Genomic DNA, 17,350 nt, shown 5'->3' on the forward strand with positions numbered 1-17,350 from the left:
AGAGTAAGTAATTTTTGGAGTGAGTGGAAGTGATAGTTAGGAATTCTCAAATTCTATTTCCATTTACACTGTGGGTACGTTTTTATTTCCATTGACAAGGAGTTTGAGGGAATAGAAACGTACCCACCTATATGAAAAAATCACGAAAGGTTTGATCTATGGAAATCAGTAGAAATTAGGTGATACAATAACACGTTATAAAAACCTTGAAATCAGTATGTTTCAAGGTTTTAAGTACTCTTACGGATAGCATTGGGAACATCTAACTTTCTTGAGGAGTAAAGTTTGTTTCTCAATATAGTAATCGTTAAATTGTGTCAAAGCGTTATATGATATGATAATTCCAAATAGTCCTTTGGGCTTTTTATGGCATTGTGATATTCTCTAAGAATACGAGATTGCTTCAATAATTTACAAAGTTATGTGGATTTCTCATAGCTTTTTTACTTTCTTCCTTGACAATTGAGCAAGTGTTCAACTATAATGATAATAGTTGAGTGGTTGTTCAACTGAATCATCGATTATTGAGGTATGAGATGTAATTTTTCTTCTCTATCACCAGTAATGCAAGCTTTATTAGCTGGCTTATTCAACTGGTTTTGTACCCTTATCGGTGCTAGTTTGGTCTTTTTTGTCAAAACCATTCATCAAAAATTCATGGATATGATGATGGGCTTGGCAGCGGGCATTATGACGGCAGCGGCAGTCTGGCCTTTGCTTGTCCCTTCTTTGGACTATAGCCAGTCAATAGCTGCGAACAGATTTTACTGGTTGACGACGGCTGTTGGTTCTATTGTCGGGGGCTTATTTATCCGCTTTATTAATTATTTGGTTCCCGACCTGCATTTGAATCATCAGATGAGTGATAAGGAAGGGATTTTGAATCCCAAAAGACCCTTATCAAAGACCATGCTGCTTTATCTGGTGGTAGTGTTTCATAATATACTAGAGGGCTTAGCAGTTGGTGTGGCATTTGCTAGTGTGGCAAATCTCGCAACTAGACTTTCCTTTACGTGAATGAGTGCCCTTGGATTGGCCTTGGGAATTGGCATCCAAAATATTCGAGAAGGCTCTGCCTTGTCCTTGCCACTACGGGTAGAAGGGCGAAGTAGGAAATCAGCTTTCTACTATGGCGCCATGTCAGCGATTGTTGAGTCGATTGCAGCTGTTTTAGGGGCCTATGCTGTTATGTCTATGACCCAGCTACTACCTTATGCTCTCTTATTTGCGGCGGGAGCCATGATTTATGTTGCAGTGGAAGAACTTGTGCCAGGTGCTCAAGAGCACAAGAATACCGATATTGCGACAGGTGGGGTTATGGCCGGATTTCTAATCATGATGTTACTTGATACAACTTTAGTATAGGAGGAATAGAAAATATGTCACAGTGTTTAACAGCTTGTAATCCAGATTTAATTCAAGGGGTCCATGAGACGGAGTTTGATACCGTTACATTGCTAAATATGTCCAATTTTTTTAAGGCGATTTCTGACCCAACTCGTTTGCGGATTTTACAAGCAGTACGGCAAAATCCAATTTGTGTCGGAGACTTAGCGATTGCGTTACAGATGACCAAGTCTGCTATTTCTCACCAACTACGCTATCTGCGGGACTGCCAATTGGTCAAGGGGGAGAAAAAAGGAAGGATGACCAATTATGAACTTGCGGACGATCATGTCGCAGCAGTCTTGTCTTTGACACTGAAACATTTGAAAGAGGAAAAACATGAAGAAAGAGTATGAACTTCGAGGAATTGACTGTGGCAATTGTGCTGCTAAGATTGAACGTGCTGTCAATCAATTGGAGCAGGTAGAATCTGCCACTGTCAATCTGATAGCTCAAAAGCTGATTTTGGAAACAAAAAGCGAAGATGGGATAGATAAGGAAATTATTGACTTGGTGGATGCTATTGAACCTGGAATCGAAGTTATCAGTGAGAAAAAGGAAGAGGCACTTCCAGAAAAACGAGATTGGGCGAAAGAGCTGCTACTTGCTGTTATGATTCTATTTGCCTTCGGCTTTTTCCTGCCAGAGGAGTATTTCTGGATTCGTCTGGTCTATTATCTGACCCTATATATCATTATCGGCCATAAGGTTCTTATCAAGATGGTTCAAAATATTCAACGTGGTAATCTTTTTGATGAAAACTTTTTGATGAGTATCGCGACCTTAGGAGCCTTTCTCTTGGGAGAATTTCCAGAGGCAGTAGCCGTCATGCTTTTTTATCAGATTGGGGAGTATTTCCAAGATAAGGCCACCTCTCAATCTCGTCAGTCCATTGCACGATTGATGGATATTCGGTCGGATAAGGCTTGGAGACTAGAGGGGGGAGAAACCGTTCAAGTAGACCCTGAAACAGTAAGGGTTGCGGACCATATTTTAGTTAAGCCTGGGGAGAAGGTGCCCCTAGATGGTCTGGTCAGAGAAGGTCGTTCTATTCTGGATACGTCAGCCTTGACAGGAGAATCACTGCCTAGGGAAATTGGCGTTGGTGAGGACATTACAAGTGGTGTGATCAATTTGACTAGTCCATTGGTAATTGAAGTGAGTAAGACTTTTTCGCAATCAACGGTCAACAAAATTTTGGAATTAGTTGAAAATGCAAGCAATAAAAAAGCGGAGACGGAACGGATGATCACACGTTTTTCGCGTGTGTATACACCAGTGGTTGTCGGAATCGCTTTTCTGCTTGCAAGCCTGCCTCCCTTGCTTGGTTTAGGGGAGTGGTCGACTTGGCTTTATCGGGCACTTACCTTTTTAGTCATTTCTTGCCCTTGTGCTCTTGCGGTTTCGGTACCAATGAGTTTCTTTGGCGGGCTAGGGGGAGCATCTAAATTAGGTGTCTTAGTGAAAGGTGGGAATTATTTAGAGGCTCTTGCCAAGTTGGATACGGTCGTATTTGATAAGACGGGGACAATTACAAAAGGTATCTTTGCGGTGGATACCGTTGTCAACGCAGAAGGTGTCGAGGATGATATTCTGTACCTCGCTGCCCATCTGGAAAGCTATTCCAATCATCCAATCGCAAACTCTATTCGAACAGCCTATGGACAGGAAGTGGACGAGAATAGGGTGAGTCAGATTACCGAGCTACCAGGGCAGGGCATGTCCGGTAGGGTAGATGGCAGACAGCTCTATCTTGGGAATGCTAGATTAATGGAAGTTCAAGGGATTGCTTATCCAGCTATTGACAGCACAGGAACAGTTCTCTATTTGGCAGAGGACAGTCATTTTCTAGGCTATTTCCTTATCACAGACCAAGTGAAGGAGACGAGCATCGAGGCCTTGAAGGATTTACAGGCAGTCGGAATTAAAAAGACGGTTCTCCTTTCAGGCGATCGTCAGGCAGTGGTTGATGAATTTGCACAGCAATTTGCCTTTAATGATGCATTTGGAGATTGCTTGCCTCAGGATAAGGTGAGTACATTTGAGGAAATTCTGACTCAGTCTCAGCAGGCTGTTGCCTTTGTTGGAGATGGGGTGAATGATGCACCGGTTCTTGCTAGGGCAGATGTTGGTATTGCTATGGGAGGGCTAGGTTCGGACGCAGCCATTGAATCAGCAGATGTTGTACTGATGGATGATGACCTTGGAAAACTTCCTCAAGTCATTCGACTGGCAAAAAAGACAGTCAGAATAGCCCAACAAAACATGACCTTGGCTATTGTAGTTAAACTAATTTTCTTGGTTCTAAGTGGATTGGGAATTTCTAATATGTGGGAGGCCATCTTTGCAGATGTTGGTGTAACGCTACTAGCAGTATGGAATGCATTGAGGGTCTTGAGGATAGATACCTCCACTTTGTCAAAGTAAGTGAACTGATGTTAGTATGATTTTATGGACACGTTTTGGTAGAATAGTATCTAACCAAAGGAGATGTCCAAATGAGCCAAAAATATACCAAAGAGTTCAAGGAAACTAGTGTTCAATTACATGAAGCAGGACACGTGGAGTGTGTAGCTTTGCTTCTACGAGCTGATTAAACAAGGATTTAGCAAGTGAAAGTCCTAAAGTAAGGAGTCTAAACATGAAATTCCATGAATTTGGGGATAAGAATTTGCCTTCTATCTTACTGATACATGGTGGTGGCAGTTCTTGGTGGAATTATCTTCGTCAAGCACGAATCTTGTCAGAAGAATACCGTGTTATTCTACCCACTTTGAATGGCCACGGCGAGGAATATCAACTTGATTATGTTTCTACTGAAGATTCTGCTTTGGAGATTCTAGACTATATCAAAGCAAACTGTGGTGGGAAATTGTTAGCAATCGGTGGTGTTTCACTTGGTGGTCAAATTGCCATGGAGCTTTTGTCTTTAGACAGTGAAATTGCTGAGAAGGCCATCATAGACGGAAGCCTCTGTATTCCTCAACCAAGGTTAGCTAAAATCAGCATCTTTCTAGTGTCTCTATTTGGTAAATTGATGTTCAATAAATTCTCTTGTAAACTTCAGTTAAGCATGATGAACAAACTCTATCCTAAACTGGCTTATCCAGAGGAAATAAAAGCTTATTATTTGGAGGATCTGCCAAGGACGCCTATCAAAACAATGGTGACCATTTACAAAACCTATATGGGGCGTTACAAGCTGAAAGATACGATTTCTGCTAGCAAAGCTCAGGTTTTGTATATCTATGGTGAAAAAGAATTAAACTTTGTGAAAGCATCGGCGAAATTATTTCAGCAGTTACATCCAAATACGATTTTGTATGAAGCAAAGCGCTATAATCACGGCTATTTATCAGCTTACCTGCCTCAAGAGTGGGTTGATTTGGTTGAGCCTTTTTTAAAGAAGAAATAAGGAAAAATAAAGATGAATAGAATAGTAGACGATCAGATAACGCTTATTCCTTATTATAGAAATGATGACATCTCCCTTATTTGGTATCAAGATAGTGAGGTTTGCAAACAAGTAGATAATACTGATCAGATTTACAATCTAACAAAACTTCATAAAATGTATGATTACCTAACTTCACATGGTTCTTGCTATTATATCCAATATGAAGGAGTGTTAGTTGGAGATGTGACACTCCTAGATAACTCGGAACTTTCTATAGTTATCAGCAAAGAGTATCAGAATTTACAGATCGGAAGACGATGTGTTTCTGAAATGATACATCTGGCGAAAGAACAAAAAATGCTAAAGGTTTCTGTACAAATATATCCTTTTAATACTCAAAGTCAAAGAATGTTTTTGGCTTTGGGATTTCAGAAAGTAGATGAAGAGTGGTATGAATATAAGTTGATTTAGGATAGTTGTAGATTTCCATATATATTAAGTATGTAACCTGCTGTTTATAAAATAATGTTCATGAAAAAAGATATAAAGGGTACCTACTGTTCCATGGACAAGAGTTTTATTCAGAAATCTAAAAATGAAGAGAACACCAACAGATAATTTTTTGTTGGTGTTCTCTTTATGTGATTTTACAATTATCTCTTTTTTTGTTTACAACAAGTTAATGAAAGCTTTCCCCCATTATAATCTGTTCACACCACTATCAGTTTTTTGAGTTATCTCATCACGAATAAAAGAAAGATTAAAGTTGTACATGAGTAAAACTCTAATGCTTAGCCCTAGCTACTTTCTAAATGAAAATAGAATAAGCCTTTACTAAATTATTTATTCATTTGCCACACACAAAATAACACCCCACAAACTACAACTTGTGGGGCATTTTCTTGTATTAGTTCTTCACTTACAAAATAACATCTGTTTTTTCAACTTTATAGAGGGCTATTCCCATGATTAGGGTCAAGACGAGAAGAATTAAAACAGCAGGGGTCCAAGAGTTAAAGAGTTGTTTACTTGAACCAAACAAGACTGGTCCAAGGGCCGCAAAGATATAGCCTCCGGTTTGGGCTAAGCCTGATAGTTGGGCTGTTTTTTCAGGAGTGCTAGCCTTCATTGAAAAGGCAACCATCATGTAAGGGAATAGGACACTAGCAGAACTTCCGATTAAGAGGTTAAGGACTAACCAATACACAAAACTATCTGTATTGACTAGGAGCATGGCAACTCCGATGAATCCTGCTAGGACGGTAATCACTAGCATCAAATGGCGGTTACGATCAGAAAGTTTAGTGATTAGGCTAGGAACGATCATAGAGAATGGAATACTTGTCAGTGTGAAAACGGAAGCTAGAATTCCGGCATTGGCTTCGCCGACACCAGCTTGAGTGGCCATTGTTGGAAGCCAAGTGATAGTGGTGTAGAAGAAGAGTGACTGTAATCCACCGAAAATCATGATGGCCCAGACTTTGCCGCTCTTATACCAACTGCCTGAGTTTTCGCTAGTAGAAGTATCTTGTTCTAAATAATGATTGTGACGGACATTAGGAAGCCAAACCACAAGAGCCAAGGCACAGACTGCTGTCAATACCCAGACCAAGCCTTGCCATGAGGTTGCCTTAGTGATTGGAACGGCTACCGATGAAGCCACAGCTGTGGACAAGCCCATGGCTGTGATGTAGAGTGTGGTTAAGAATCCTAACTGATTTGGCTCATTAGCCTGAATTAGGCTTGGGAGAAGGACATTGATGAAGGCAATTCCAGCTCCGACTAAAAGCGTTCCCACATAAAGAAGAGGAAGGTTGATGGTACGAAGAGCAGAACCAAGGGTCATCACAATTAAAACACCGAGAAAGAGTCTTTCAATACCAAAGCGTTTGGCCCAGCTGGCCGCAAAAGGCGAGAATATTGCAAAGGTCAAAAGAGGCAGACTTGTCAAGAGACCGAGTGAACTGACCTCAACTCCTAGACCAGAAGCAATGTCTGATAAGACAGTGGACAAGGTTGTGAACGGAGCCCGCAAAACGATCCCTAGAAGAAGGATTCCAGGGATTAGAAAATGTGAATGTTTCTGTTTCATAAAGCATCTCCATGTTTAATAAGGGTATTCAAATTTATAAGCATATGACACTAATGCGTCACTTCCATCTTACCATAAAAGATGGAGGTAATGAAAGCGATTACGCTAGATTGTCGCAAAGAAAAAGAGAGAATCTTTAGTTATAAAATCTTATTCTACTGATTATCTAATAACATCATTTAATTTTAAAAGACCGAACATCTAGTCCAGCCTCTTTTCGATATTTTCTTAAATTTCGTACCCCATAAGGAGTCCGCCTTCTTCGGCATAAAAACTACAAAGTCCAGAAGTAGGAAGGACTTCGATGCTTGCTTGGGCGAATTTTTCACGAATCAATGCAGAGAATTGCTCGATAAATTTGTCATTGTTGCGGTGGGCAATCGTAATATGTCCACCTGTATAACCTGCCTTGATCAGTTCATCAAAGGCAGCTTTGATAGCTTTCTTTTGGCCACGAGCTTTTTGAAGCAACTCAAGGGTACCAGTCTTACTAGCTTCACCGACCATACGGATATTGAGGAGTCCAACAACGGTGCCAACTAGTTTGCTTAGACGACCATTCTTCACCAAATTATCAACTTTGGCTAAAACAAAGAGCAACTTAGTCTTAGATTGGTAAGCTGTGATGGCATCAAGGACTTGGTCAAACTCAAGGCCTTCAGCAACTAAGTGATTGAGTTTACGAACGAGCAGGTCGACCTCGCCCCCAGCTGATAGACTATCAATGACGTGAATCTTGGTATCAGGATGCTCTTCCAGATAAATTTTCTTAGCAATTTCAGCACTATTATAGCTCCCAGAAAGGGTTCCGGTAATCGTCACAACGATGATATTGTCCGCCCCTTCAAAGGACTTCATGTAGTCATCAGGACTTGGACAAGCAGATTTGGAAGCAGTTGTAGTTGCATACATCTCCTCCATCATTTGATCAATATTGAGTTGGGCATCATCCCTGTAAATGGTTTCGCCCACTTGGATAGTCAAAGGGACACTGACAAACTCCGTATCTGGTGCCAGATTGTCTAAAGAACGGTAGTCACAGCCTGAATCCGCAATAATTTTCCATTTCATAGGTTATACCTCATATCTGCATAATGTACATTGACAAGTGTTTTGTCTTCTTTTACAATTTTATCATGAAGTGCATTGCTATCATAGTAGATCTCATCAGGTGTGACAGATAGAAAGTGAATGTTATGGCAGAAAGAAAAATCTCAGAGAAATCCTTGGAAAATCTGAAACGATTTAACCAAGAAAACAAGGCAATTACACGAGAATCCATCGAAATTTCTCTCCTGCAATTGTTGGAGAAAAAAGACTTGAAAAAGATTACCATATCAGAACTGGTTGAGCGTGCAGGTGTATCCCGTGCTGCCTTTTATCGTAATTATGGGTCCAAGGAAGAGATTTTGAAGTCTATTTTTGAGTCTAGCATTGCAAAGATTACTAAGTCTTTGGACGGCTATAATCTCAAGACGGATCTTTACCAAGTCTGGGTTTATCTCCTTAAGGAAGTCAAAAAAGAAGCCAAAATCATCAGTCTTGCCATTGATTATAATTTTGAGCAGGTTTTGACCAAGGCAGTTTATGATTTTTTGGAAAAACGAAATGGTAGCTCATCAAATGGTGCCGGTAGTTACCTCAATTCCTTTTGGAGCTCAGCTATTGTCTCAGTGATTTCCAAATGGGTCAAGGATGGCATGAAGACCCCAGCTGAAAAGATTGCCAAACTTGGTCTTCCGCTTTTTCCACATAAAAAGAAGTAGTAATCGCTAAGAGATGGTTTCTAAGTAAACTGCACCTCCATAACTAGTTCAAATGAATAGATAGAACTGTGCACAGATGATACAGAGGACATGAAAGATGATCGAAGAACGAATTCTTGCTGCTAAGCAGTATGTTAAAACCTTATTTGCTGATCGAGCAGATGTCCATGATGTGGCGCATACCCTCCGCGTTTATACCAATGCTATCAGAATTGCACAAGCAGAAGGTCCATGTGATCTGGAGATAGTGGGCTTGTCAGCTCTTCTTCACGATGCTGATGATAAATTGTTCCATACAGAGAATAATGCGAATGCTCGCATGTTTCTAGAAGAGATTGGTACTCCTAAAAACCAAATCGAGCAGATTTGTCGGGTTATCAATGCTGTTTCTTTCAGCAAAAATCGTGGGAAACATCCAGAAACTTTAGAAGGCAAGATTGTTCAGGATGCAGACCGCCTGGATGCGATAGGAGCTTTAGGAATTGCGCGAACTTTTTCCTATGGTGGTCACAAAGGGAGGTCCCTCACTGATACCGTCCAACATTTCCATGACAAGTTGCTTCTCTTAAAAGATGAAATGAACACGGATACTGCCAAACAAATGGCAGAAAGTCGCCATCAATTTTTAATCACCTTTCTAAATGAACTAGAGAAGGAATTGGACTGAGTAAAATATTGAAATGAACTTTCATAAAAGGCTCATTTGAAAGGAAGATATGCTAAATCGACTAATAAGGAAACCCATTTTAAGTTGTTCGCTGATTTTTATCGTCTGCTCTCTAGCTAGGCTCTTTGAATATTTCTATATGAGGACAGATGAAACTTTCTTATCTGAGAACTTTTTACACAAGCTTTTTGGAATACTTTTATTGTGGGGAATTCTTTCAATTTGCAAATTAAGATGGAAAGATATTGGTTTCAGTCCCGACGGCATCGTAAGTGGTATAGGAAAGGGGCTACTCTTTGGCTTAGTGTGTTCCATCTTTGCATATGCCATTGAAAGTTTTACCCTCTTTTTTCTTCATGGCAATGTTCACTTATCGTTTTACGCCAGTGGTTTTTCCTTAACAAACGAAAAAGGATCACAAGCAGGCATCTTGTTTATCATGTTAAATGTGTTATTTAACCTGATAAACGTTTGGATGGAAGAAGGAGTTTTTCGCGGCCTTTTCACAAAAATTCTTGAAGGGATTTCTTACCGCAAGAGTCTATTCTTTATAGCCTTCCTATTTGGAATATGGCACTTGGCAATGCCCTTAAGAGATTATCTTCAAGGAGAATCTTCCCTCACAAATCTTATTGTTATGGGAATTGGTTATGTCATCCTAGCAGGAATGATGAGTATCAAATGGTCTTTACTTTACAAAATGACTGGTTCCTTGTGGCTAGGACTAGGAGATCATCTTTTCAACAATCTTGCTTCAAATCTTGTCCATGTGGTTTCTAATTCTGATGTGGATAGTTTGCAGATTGTGAGAATACTGCTGTGGCAGTTGATGGCGTTTTCTTTAGTGTTGTGGGGTTATCAAAGAACTAACAAGAAAAACTGATAGTCAATCCCTTACTACTACAACTAATAGGAGGTTCAGTATGCCAATTTATGAATTTTGTGCAGAGAATGTCACTCTCTTAGAAAAAGCCTTTAAAGCTGGTGCTCAACGCGTAGAGTTGTGTGATAACCTGGCTGTCGGAGGCACGACGCCTTCTTATGGTGTCATAAAGGCAGCCGTTGAGTTGGCCAAGGATTATAAGGCTAAGGTGATAGTAATGATCCGTCCACGAGGGGGAGACTTTGTCTATGGCCAGCAGGAATTAGCTATCATGCTAGAAGATATCAAGTGTGCGCGTGAGTTGGGTGTTGACGGCTTTGCACTAGGTGCCCTGACTTCAGAAAACCAACTCGATACAGAAGCTCTAAAGACCTTGCTAGATGCAGGTCGAGGCTTAGAGGTCACCATGCATATGGCCTTTGACCAAATCCCTAAAGCAGCTCAGCCTAGTGCTATTCAGTGGCTTAAGGACCACGGTGTGACGCGTCTTCTTACCCGTGCTGGAACTCCTGAGACTGCTCTAGACTTACGCTTGAAACGTTATGCAGAATTGGTTCAGCTAGCAGAAGGTCAGTTGGAGATTTTAGCCGGTGGTGGTATCTCCCTGGCTAATCGTGACCAATTTCTTGCCATACCTGATCTTGAGCAAGTTCATGGAACACGTGTCGTCTTTTAGATTTACAATGGAACCAGCTTCTTGGCTCGGTTTCTTTTGATTTTTGTGCAATGCGAGGCACTTTGCTTTTCTAGTCATTCTTTGGTAAGCTATTACTATAGCATAAAAAAAATTGGGGGATGTATGTTAGATAATTTGTTAAAAAAGAATCCTATCTTGGGTGTCATTATTTATCCGTTATTAGGGCTAGGAGCTATTTGGCTTGGTCACTATTACTCACAGAGCCTTTCGCTATTGGAAAAAACGGGTGGTCAGATTAAGGTTAATACTTTTGTTTACATTGCTTATCAATTAGGTGGGACCAAACTCGTCATGGGGTTCTTTATTCTTTTAGCGCTTTTCTTTTTCTATCTGGGCTATACTTATCTAAAAAAACTTGTCAATACTCAGAAATAAGGATCAAGTTTATACACTAACTGCGGCTACTTGCTTGCAGTTTTTTCTTTTCTACAAGTCAACTAGAATCCCCAATTTATGCTACAATGAAACTATTACGCTTCAAAAAGGAGATGAGATGAAAGCAGAAGAATGGTTAACCTATTTTATAAAGATTTATGGACGTCGCCCAAAGATGACAGAGGTCGACGAGGCGATACAAAATGGTAGTCTCTTGGCTAATCGAGCAGAAGTAGAGAGCTTATTGTTAGCATCTAAGAAGAGCTTTTGGCAAACCTTAAGTCAGTATGTTGTGACTCATAAGGTCGCAGCGTCAGTTCTTGCAGTTTCTTGTATGACGCTTCTTGGTGGTGGTGCCATTTTTGCTTGGCATTCCCTTCATTCACAAGCTCAACAAACGTCATCCCTTGCGGTATCTTCGTCAAGCAGTCAGACAGGTCAAAAGTCTGGCTCAGACAAGTCCAAGCAATCGAGTTCCAGAGCTTCTGAGCCGTCTTCAAACTCTAGTTCTCAAAGTCAGAATGCCTCATCAGAAGCTAAAATGCCTGCCATGGATGTGGATGCTATTCGAAATGGTGATTTTTCAAGCATCGAAGGTGACTGGGTTTCTGACGGTGGTCATGTTGTGACCATTACCAAGTCAGGGCTCACAAAGTCTGAAGAGACAGGAAGTACTGATGGCAAGACTGTCGTTAAAGATTTCAACGGTCAGCCAATGTTTTATTTTGCGGACAATGGTCCAGGACATGGGGTCAATCCTTTTGTACCTGTGCCGGCCAACCAAGCGGCACCGTCTCCGGACAATTCTCTCAAAGACACAGATCGTCTGGTTCAAATTCCAGAATCTGCTGGGCCAGGAGTCGTTTACACATCGTATTATAGAGTGAAAAGCAAGAGCCAGTCCAGTCAATCCAGCCAGACCAATACGACAGCCCTTTGGAATAGTGACAAGGCAGCCAAGCTTGCTAGTTACATGGTAGAGTTTGGCCACAAGATGAATCAAGAAAGTTATAGAAGGCTAACACCTAACGGAAGTGATGATTTCTTTGGTGCCATGTCTTTTGCCAAAAATAACCGCATCATTGTAGGTGAAAAGACAGAACAAAATGCCCCAATGACCAACCAACAAAAGGTAGACGTTGCCTTTTCCGACGATGGTAAAGGGACAGCGGACTATCTCATCGTGGACAGTTACGGGTATTCAGGTTCTGCCATGATTCTCTACCATTTCACCATCCATAAGGGTCAACCAGTGGTCCTAGTTTCCATGCAAAATCAGGGAAATCCTGAAAACATGTATTACATGTACCCTACCAATAATAAGGACATTCAAGAAGCCTTTGCCAATATTGTGAATGACAAGTAAAGGTTTGAGAGGTTTGAAAGAAAAATTTTTACGTCTTAAAAATACAATATAAGTGAACAAAAGATTTTCTATGTTCCAAATCTGTTTATTTACTATTTAAATTATATAAAAGAGCCAGCCTAAAGTTTAGACTGGCTTTTCCTATTATAAAATAACTTAGTTATTCATCTTTTCGCTTTTCTGTCATCAGAGCTAATGGAGTACATATCAATACAATGGTTGCTCCTACAATAAATACATTATCAAATGCCCTGCTTAACTGCTCATTTTTTTCTTTAACAATGACTTTAAGAGCAGATGCTAATTCATCCTTTTGAGCTAATAATTTAATAGCTGTACCAACTTTAGCTTGGCCTCCAGATATAGTTTTTAAACTGCTTGATAACTGAGAGACACTTGAACTAACAGTTTCAACTCCATTGATCAATAACTGATTTGCATCATAAATCTTTCTATAATTGCTCCCCTTTTTAGGTTCTGGAAGATTATCTGTTTTTTGAGCAGCTGTTTTGATTGTATCGACCATATTACTTTGTTTGGTTGAAATACTATTACTATTCTTAGTCGTATCGAAGTTTTTTGCAATTTCCTTCTTAGCAACTTTTTTTACGTCTGTTGATAAAACCCGTTTTTCAATTTGGTTATACGCTGTTTCCTTAATTTGTGTTTTAGCAATATTGACATTACTATTTAAAATGGTAACGAGGAGAGCCATACCAATGGCCTGTCCAACATATCTAGAAGCGTTAACGATACCTGACCCAATTCCAGCCTTATTAATTGGTAAATATTTTACTGATGATGTTAAGGACATTGCCATAAATCCTAGTCCTAAACCAATAATTACATTACAACAAGCGATGATGCTTTGCGAAGTATTATACTGAACAAGACTAAGCATAAATAATCCACCTGCTGTAATAACTAAACCGATACTAATGAGCAATCTTGCGCTAATTTTTTGGTACATCTTAGTTGCTAACGGCATACCTACTACGATAGCTAAAGAAGTAGGAATAATAAGATATGCTGAATGCAAAGCAGAATAGTTGCGAACATTTTGCAAGAAATAGTTTAAGATCAATGAAGGTACGATAATCGCAAATCCAAAAATCATATAAATAAGACTTGAAGATGTAAATGTACTTTCCTTGAATAATTTTAAGTCAATGATAGGTGATTTTACTCTTCTTTCGGTTAAAAAAAGGAAAAATAGGCCAACAACACTAATAATAAAACTAGCTATGATGGTTTGTGAACCCCAACCATACTCGTGACCTTCTAATAAACCAAATATAAGTCCACCTAAAGTACAAGTAAGAAAAATCATACCTAACCAGTCAATATTCTTTGAAATCGTTAAATCGTATGATTCTTTTGTTCCCACTAGAATCATCAAGAATGCAAAGATAGCGATTGGAACATTAATACCAAAAATCCAATGATATGTTGTCCAATGGACAATTAAACCACCAATTACTGGTCCTCCTGCTGCAGCTAAGGCACTGAAGGCCCCCATAATAGCGGTAATACGGCTGGTATTCTCTTTCCCAAATAGTTCAATTCCCATGGGGAGAACAATTGGAGTTAATATGGCACCTCCAATTCCTTGGAAGAACCGAAAAATAATTAAGAGTAATAATGAATCAGCCATCATGCAGGCGAATGAGAAAATGCCAAATATTACCACACCAATTAGCATAACCAATTTTCTACCGTAGATATCAGCGAGTTTTGAAACAGTAATAATAAATACAGACATTGCTAAAACATAGATTGTTGCTACCCAACTTGTATCGGTCAATCCCGTATGTAAGTCTTCCATAATATCTGGTAGGGCAATATTAACAATCGTGGCATCTAAAGCTCCCATAAAGAGTGCTAAAACTAGCCCTAAAAATCCTAGAATTTTTCTTGATTTTGTCATTAAATTCTATTCCCTTCATTAATTATTTTGTTAAATGATTAATGATGCATCAATTATCTTAGTGAACATAAAACAGTCTTTTTTAACTTTTATAATTCACATAAAAAGAATATAATAATACCCATATATTGACCATGACAACATCAAACAATATGTTTAATTAAGGAAAAAATGACAAAGAAAAGAAAGACTAATAGCGTTACTAACCTCAAGGCTGCTTTGATAGACCTCCTACTTGAAATGGAGTACTCAAAAATAACCATTGGAAATATAACTCAGAGAGCAAATGTGAGTAGGGGAACATTTTACCAACATTTTCTTGATAAGGATGATTTAGCTTATTCTATCGGAACAGAGACGATGCAAAGATTTTGGGAGATTTTAGCTCAAGGAAATTTAGATAAAGAGGACATGCTTTTAAAGGCTCTACTATTAATTAAAAATGACTATAAACATTTTAAAGCAATTTCAAAAGCACCTCACGTTCAATTTAAAGATAAGGTTCAACAACTAATTTGCGATTTAATAAATAACAACAAAACTATTAGAGAAAAAATCAAGAAAAACACGAAGATTTCAGATGAAATTGTGATAAAAGCCTTCTCCGCATCTTTTGAAACCATTATTTCTTTCTGGATTGATAATGATTTATCGGAAAGTCCTGAGAAAGTTGTAGATAATATAATAAAAATTGAACAACTATTTTGGAAATAATAAAGAATAGAGAAAAAATGATAACATTCCATAGTCTTCAAATGGTGTGAGGCTATACTGAGACTTTACGCTGTGATAAAAACGCCTGAAAGATTGGGATTTCAGGCGTTCGGAATTTTTGAGACTTAGGCTCAAAAATTAGCCATGGAACTTTGAAGAAGTTCGCTGGCGTCCGTTATCACCTAAGGAAAGTCTCAAGTAAAAGACTTCGTACTCAATCTAAAGCCTTGGCAACAAGGCTTTTTTCTTGTGAAAAAGTGTCTTGAGAATGAGTAGGCAGCAAAATCTGGTATAATGAAGCCAAGGAGGCGCCTATGAAATATTTGAAAAAACAGACGCTAATACTTCTATCTATCGCTAGCCTATTACTCGTTGGTTTAGCAGTTTTTGCACATATCCACAAAAAGGTGGAGAAACCAAGCTATTCCAACCTTAATAGCAAGGCCAGTCTTAATGAGGTGCGTTCCATTCTCTCGAAACATTTGGACAAGGGGAGTGTGGCTAACTTTATCAATCTGGTTAGGGATTACAATGATACCGTGGGTTCTGTTGGACTTTCTGGGGATTTTGCACCATTTAGCAAAACAGACTATGATGTGGAAAAAATCAGTAGCCTGTGGACAGCCAAGCATGGTGACTTTATCGGTACCAACTGTCGTATTAACACCTATACGCTACTGAAAGGCAAAATCAAGATTCCACAAGTCAAAAGTGATAGTGAGCTCCTTTTCCAAGATAAGGACGCTATTGACAAGGGTAAGCTCTTTGATGCCAAGGATCAGGAAAATTTTGAGATTCTTTTTTCAAGGGTCAAGACTGAAGCCACCCAAGATGTCAAGGTTCACGCCAAGCATATGGAGGATTACTACAAGCAATTCACCTTTGATGACAAGGCACGCATGCTGTCGGTTGTTGTCCACGATAATCTAGATGGCGATTCCCTTTTTGTCGGTCACGTCGGAGTCTTGGTACCTACGACAGATGGTTACTTATTTGTCGAAAAATTGACCTTCGAAGAGCCTTACCAAGCTATAAAATTTGACAGTAAGAAAGATTGCTATAAGTATCTCACAACCAAGTACAAGGACTATACTGGACCAGGTCTAGCCAAACCCTTTATTATGGACAATGACAAATGGGTGGATATGGACTAGCTTAACGTGAGAAGAAGGTTTTAAATAGGGAAGAAAAAGGAAGCAAGATATGAAAAGAAAACGAGCCTTGTTGCTTTATCTGGTGGGGACCCTTGGACAGATCTTACTGGTCAGTCTCCTAGTTTGGCTGCTAAGAGCAGGAGGAGTTAGGGTTGATTATGGAACTCCAATTGGCCTCTTTACCCTTATCTTAGGTGGCTTGTCATCAGCTATTTGGGGAGGCTATGTTAGCATCCGCTATCATCACTCCAGTTTTAAACAACTTATCAGAGATTTTTTCCAAGTCAAACAGCCTCTTAGTAACTATTTCTTAGTCCTCATTTTTCTAGGTTTGGATTTCTTACCACTGGTCTTGAGTGGAGGGTTGATTACTCAGGCTTGGTATCTCCCCATTATCTTATTTTGCAAAGCCCTTGTCTTTGGTGGTATCGAAGAAATCGGTTGGCGCTATTTTTTCCAGCCTGCCTTACAAGAAAAGTTGACCTATCTAGTGTCCACACTTTGTACCTTTGTAGCCTGGTCACTATGGCATTTGCTCTATTTTTACATTGATGGGTCTATGTCCACGATTCATTTATTGCCATTTTTGCTAGGTTTATTAAGCAACTGTTTTATCTTATCCGCCATTTATACAAACACCAGAAGCCTTTGGCTTTGTGTGATGACACATGCGCTTATCAATGCTTTATCGCAACTGTCATCAGCGGAGAGCCTTTGGTTGTCCCTTGTGATTAAGGTGTTGATAATTCTTCTTGCCATGAAAATTGCTAGTAGCAGTACGGAGAAAGTGAAATCCTAAGCTGGCTTGATTTTCATTGCTTCAGTTAGTTATAATTCCCAAGAGTAGTTCAATGACTGCTCTTTTTTTCCACTCAAATGACCTTGCCCATCTTTTTGAGGCATGTTATACTAGAAGAGTATTGTCA

16 protein-coding genes and 1 pseudogene are annotated in these 17,350 nt (G+C 39.4%); 14 read left to right on the plus strand and 3 right to left on the minus strand.

What is annotated here, in order from left to right; translation table 11 throughout:
- Positions 1-531 precede the first annotated feature (531 nt).
- The 5 genes and pseudogenes from HMPREF2979_RS10415 to HMPREF2979_RS03435 all read left to right on the plus strand — a co-directional run bounded on the left by HMPREF2979_RS10415 (position 532) and on the right by HMPREF2979_RS03435 (position 5,254).
- Positions 532-1,365 (plus strand): annotated as a pseudogene (locus HMPREF2979_RS10415) (ZIP family metal transporter).
- Between the two features lie 14 nt (positions 1,366-1,379).
- Positions 1,380-1,742 carry an ArsR/SmtB family transcription factor gene (locus HMPREF2979_RS03420; RefSeq protein ID WP_070655126.1) on the plus strand — a complete coding sequence of 121 codons (363 nt, stop codon included), beginning with the start codon at positions 1,380-1,382 and terminating at the stop codon, positions 1,740-1,742.
- On the plus strand, positions 1,726-3,813 hold the full coding sequence (locus HMPREF2979_RS03425; RefSeq protein ID WP_002890512.1) for a heavy metal translocating P-type ATPase: 2,088 nt from the start codon (positions 1,726-1,728) through the stop codon (positions 3,811-3,813). Before HMPREF2979_RS03420 ends, HMPREF2979_RS03425 begins: the two co-directional genes overlap by 17 nt.
- Before the next feature lie 214 nt (positions 3,814-4,027).
- Entirely contained in the window at positions 4,028-4,801 is a 774-nt protein-coding gene (locus HMPREF2979_RS03430; RefSeq protein ID WP_070655128.1) for an alpha/beta fold hydrolase, read from the plus strand.
- A gap of 12 nt (positions 4,802-4,813) precedes the next feature.
- Positions 4,814-5,254, plus strand: a complete 441-nt coding sequence (locus tag HMPREF2979_RS03435) for a GNAT family N-acetyltransferase (protein ID WP_070655130.1) — start codon at positions 4,814-4,816, stop codon at positions 5,252-5,254.
- A gap of 448 nt (positions 5,255-5,702) precedes the next feature.
- On the opposite strand, the gene HMPREF2979_RS03440 is transcribed toward HMPREF2979_RS03435, so the two are convergent.
- Both HMPREF2979_RS03440 and HMPREF2979_RS03445 read right to left on the minus strand, forming a co-directional pair.
- The gene (locus HMPREF2979_RS03440; protein WP_070655132.1) at positions 5,703-6,875 is read right to left on the minus strand and encodes a CynX/NimT family MFS transporter; all 1,173 of its coding nucleotides are present in this window, start codon (positions 6,873-6,875) and stop codon (positions 5,703-5,705) included.
- A 228-nt stretch (positions 6,876-7,103) separates the two neighbouring features.
- Positions 7,104-7,946, minus strand: coding sequence for a DegV family protein (locus HMPREF2979_RS03445; RefSeq protein WP_070655134.1), 843 nt, complete (start codon positions 7,944-7,946; stop codon positions 7,104-7,106).
- A 125-nt stretch (positions 7,947-8,071) separates the two neighbouring features.
- Here HMPREF2979_RS03445 and HMPREF2979_RS03450 point away from each other — a divergent pair, with 125 nt between their 5' ends.
- The 6 genes from HMPREF2979_RS03450 (at position 8,072) to HMPREF2979_RS03475 (ending at position 12,629) form a co-directional block, all read left to right on the plus strand.
- Positions 8,072-8,641: a TetR/AcrR family transcriptional regulator gene (locus HMPREF2979_RS03450; protein WP_021152105.1), complete on the plus strand. Its 570-nt coding sequence runs from the start codon at positions 8,072-8,074 to the stop codon at positions 8,639-8,641.
- A 97-nt stretch (positions 8,642-8,738) separates the two neighbouring features.
- Positions 8,739-9,308 (plus strand): HD domain-containing protein, encoded by a 570-nt coding sequence (locus tag HMPREF2979_RS03455; protein WP_070655136.1) that lies wholly within the window; start codon positions 8,739-8,741, stop codon positions 9,306-9,308.
- Positions 9,309-9,447: 139 nt separating this feature from the next.
- On the plus strand, positions 9,448-10,191 hold the full coding sequence (locus HMPREF2979_RS03460) for a CPBP family intramembrane glutamic endopeptidase (RefSeq protein WP_261787288.1): 744 nt from the start codon (positions 9,448-9,450) through the stop codon (positions 10,189-10,191).
- Positions 10,192-10,231: 40 nt separating this feature from the next.
- Positions 10,232-10,867, plus strand: a complete 636-nt coding sequence (locus tag HMPREF2979_RS03465) for a copper homeostasis protein CutC (RefSeq protein WP_070655140.1) — start codon at positions 10,232-10,234, stop codon at positions 10,865-10,867.
- Positions 10,868-10,990: 123 nt separating this feature from the next.
- Complete coding sequence (locus HMPREF2979_RS03470) at positions 10,991-11,263, plus strand: hypothetical protein (protein WP_064523327.1); 273 nt, start codon at positions 10,991-10,993, stop codon at positions 11,261-11,263.
- 118 nt (positions 11,264-11,381) lie between these two features.
- The gene (locus HMPREF2979_RS03475; RefSeq protein WP_070655142.1) at positions 11,382-12,629 is read left to right on the plus strand and encodes a DUF4767 domain-containing protein; all 1,248 of its coding nucleotides are present in this window, start codon (positions 11,382-11,384) and stop codon (positions 12,627-12,629) included.
- A 160-nt stretch (positions 12,630-12,789) separates the two neighbouring features.
- On the opposite strand, the gene HMPREF2979_RS03480 is transcribed toward HMPREF2979_RS03475, so the two are convergent.
- Positions 12,790-14,556, minus strand: a complete 1,767-nt coding sequence (locus HMPREF2979_RS03480) for an MDR family MFS transporter (RefSeq protein ID WP_070655144.1) — start codon at positions 14,554-14,556, stop codon at positions 12,790-12,792.
- Between the two features lie 171 nt (positions 14,557-14,727).
- On the opposite strand from HMPREF2979_RS03480, the gene HMPREF2979_RS03485 reads away from it, so the two are divergent.
- From HMPREF2979_RS03485 to HMPREF2979_RS03495, 3 genes are all read left to right on the plus strand, one after another.
- Positions 14,728-15,270, plus strand: a complete 543-nt coding sequence (locus tag HMPREF2979_RS03485) for a TetR/AcrR family transcriptional regulator (RefSeq protein WP_070655146.1) — start codon at positions 14,728-14,730, stop codon at positions 15,268-15,270.
- Positions 15,271-15,584: 314 nt separating this feature from the next.
- Complete coding sequence (locus HMPREF2979_RS03490; RefSeq protein ID WP_070655148.1) at positions 15,585-16,424, plus strand: DUF4300 family protein; 840 nt, start codon at positions 15,585-15,587, stop codon at positions 16,422-16,424.
- Between the two features lie 49 nt (positions 16,425-16,473).
- On the plus strand, positions 16,474-17,223 hold the full coding sequence (locus HMPREF2979_RS03495; RefSeq protein WP_070655150.1) for a CPBP family intramembrane glutamic endopeptidase: 750 nt from the start codon (positions 16,474-16,476) through the stop codon (positions 17,221-17,223).
- Positions 17,224-17,350: the final 127 nt, after the last annotated feature.

Origin of the sequence: Streptococcus sp. HMSC078H12, assembly GCF_001814615.1 — a bacterium.
Taxonomy (GTDB): domain Bacteria; phylum Bacillota; class Bacilli; order Lactobacillales; family Streptococcaceae; genus Streptococcus; species Streptococcus salivarius_F.

Bases quoted from the DNA above. Each gene is read 5' to 3' on its own strand.
- HMPREF2979_RS03465 (WP_070655140.1), top strand. From the start codon at position 10,232: ATGCCAATTTATGAATTTTGTGCAGAGAATGTCACTCTCTTAGAAAAA.
- HMPREF2979_RS03455 (WP_070655136.1), top strand. From the start codon at position 8,739: ATGATCGAAGAACGAATTCTTGCTGCTAAGCAGTATGTTAAAACCTTA.
- HMPREF2979_RS03470 (WP_064523327.1), top strand. From the start codon at position 10,991: ATGTTAGATAATTTGTTAAAAAAGAATCCTATCTTGGGTGTCATTATT.
- HMPREF2979_RS03450 (WP_021152105.1), top strand. From the start codon at position 8,072: ATGGCAGAAAGAAAAATCTCAGAGAAATCCTTGGAAAATCTGAAACGA.
- HMPREF2979_RS03460 (WP_261787288.1), top strand. From the start codon at position 9,448: ATGAGGACAGATGAAACTTTCTTATCTGAGAACTTTTTACACAAGCTT.
- HMPREF2979_RS03495 (WP_070655150.1), top strand. From the start codon at position 16,474: ATGAAAAGAAAACGAGCCTTGTTGCTTTATCTGGTGGGGACCCTTGGA.
- HMPREF2979_RS03485 (WP_070655146.1), top strand. From the start codon at position 14,728: ATGACAAAGAAAAGAAAGACTAATAGCGTTACTAACCTCAAGGCTGCT.
- HMPREF2979_RS03480 (WP_070655144.1), bottom strand. From the start codon at position 14,556: ATGACAAAATCAAGAAAAATTCTAGGATTTTTAGGGCTAGTTTTAGCA.
- HMPREF2979_RS03425 (WP_002890512.1), top strand. From the start codon at position 1,726: ATGAAGAAAGAGTATGAACTTCGAGGAATTGACTGTGGCAATTGTGCT.
- HMPREF2979_RS03445 (WP_070655134.1), bottom strand. From the start codon at position 7,946: ATGAAATGGAAAATTATTGCGGATTCAGGCTGTGACTACCGTTCTTTA.
- HMPREF2979_RS03475 (WP_070655142.1), top strand. From the start codon at position 11,382: ATGAAAGCAGAAGAATGGTTAACCTATTTTATAAAGATTTATGGACGT.
- HMPREF2979_RS03490 (WP_070655148.1), top strand. From the start codon at position 15,585: ATGAAATATTTGAAAAAACAGACGCTAATACTTCTATCTATCGCTAGC.
- HMPREF2979_RS03435 (WP_070655130.1), top strand. From the start codon at position 4,814: ATGAATAGAATAGTAGACGATCAGATAACGCTTATTCCTTATTATAGA.
- HMPREF2979_RS03430 (WP_070655128.1), top strand. From the start codon at position 4,028: ATGAAATTCCATGAATTTGGGGATAAGAATTTGCCTTCTATCTTACTG.
- HMPREF2979_RS03420 (WP_070655126.1), top strand. From the start codon at position 1,380: ATGTCACAGTGTTTAACAGCTTGTAATCCAGATTTAATTCAAGGGGTC.
- HMPREF2979_RS03440 (WP_070655132.1), bottom strand. From the start codon at position 6,875: ATGAAACAGAAACATTCACATTTTCTAATCCCTGGAATCCTTCTTCTA.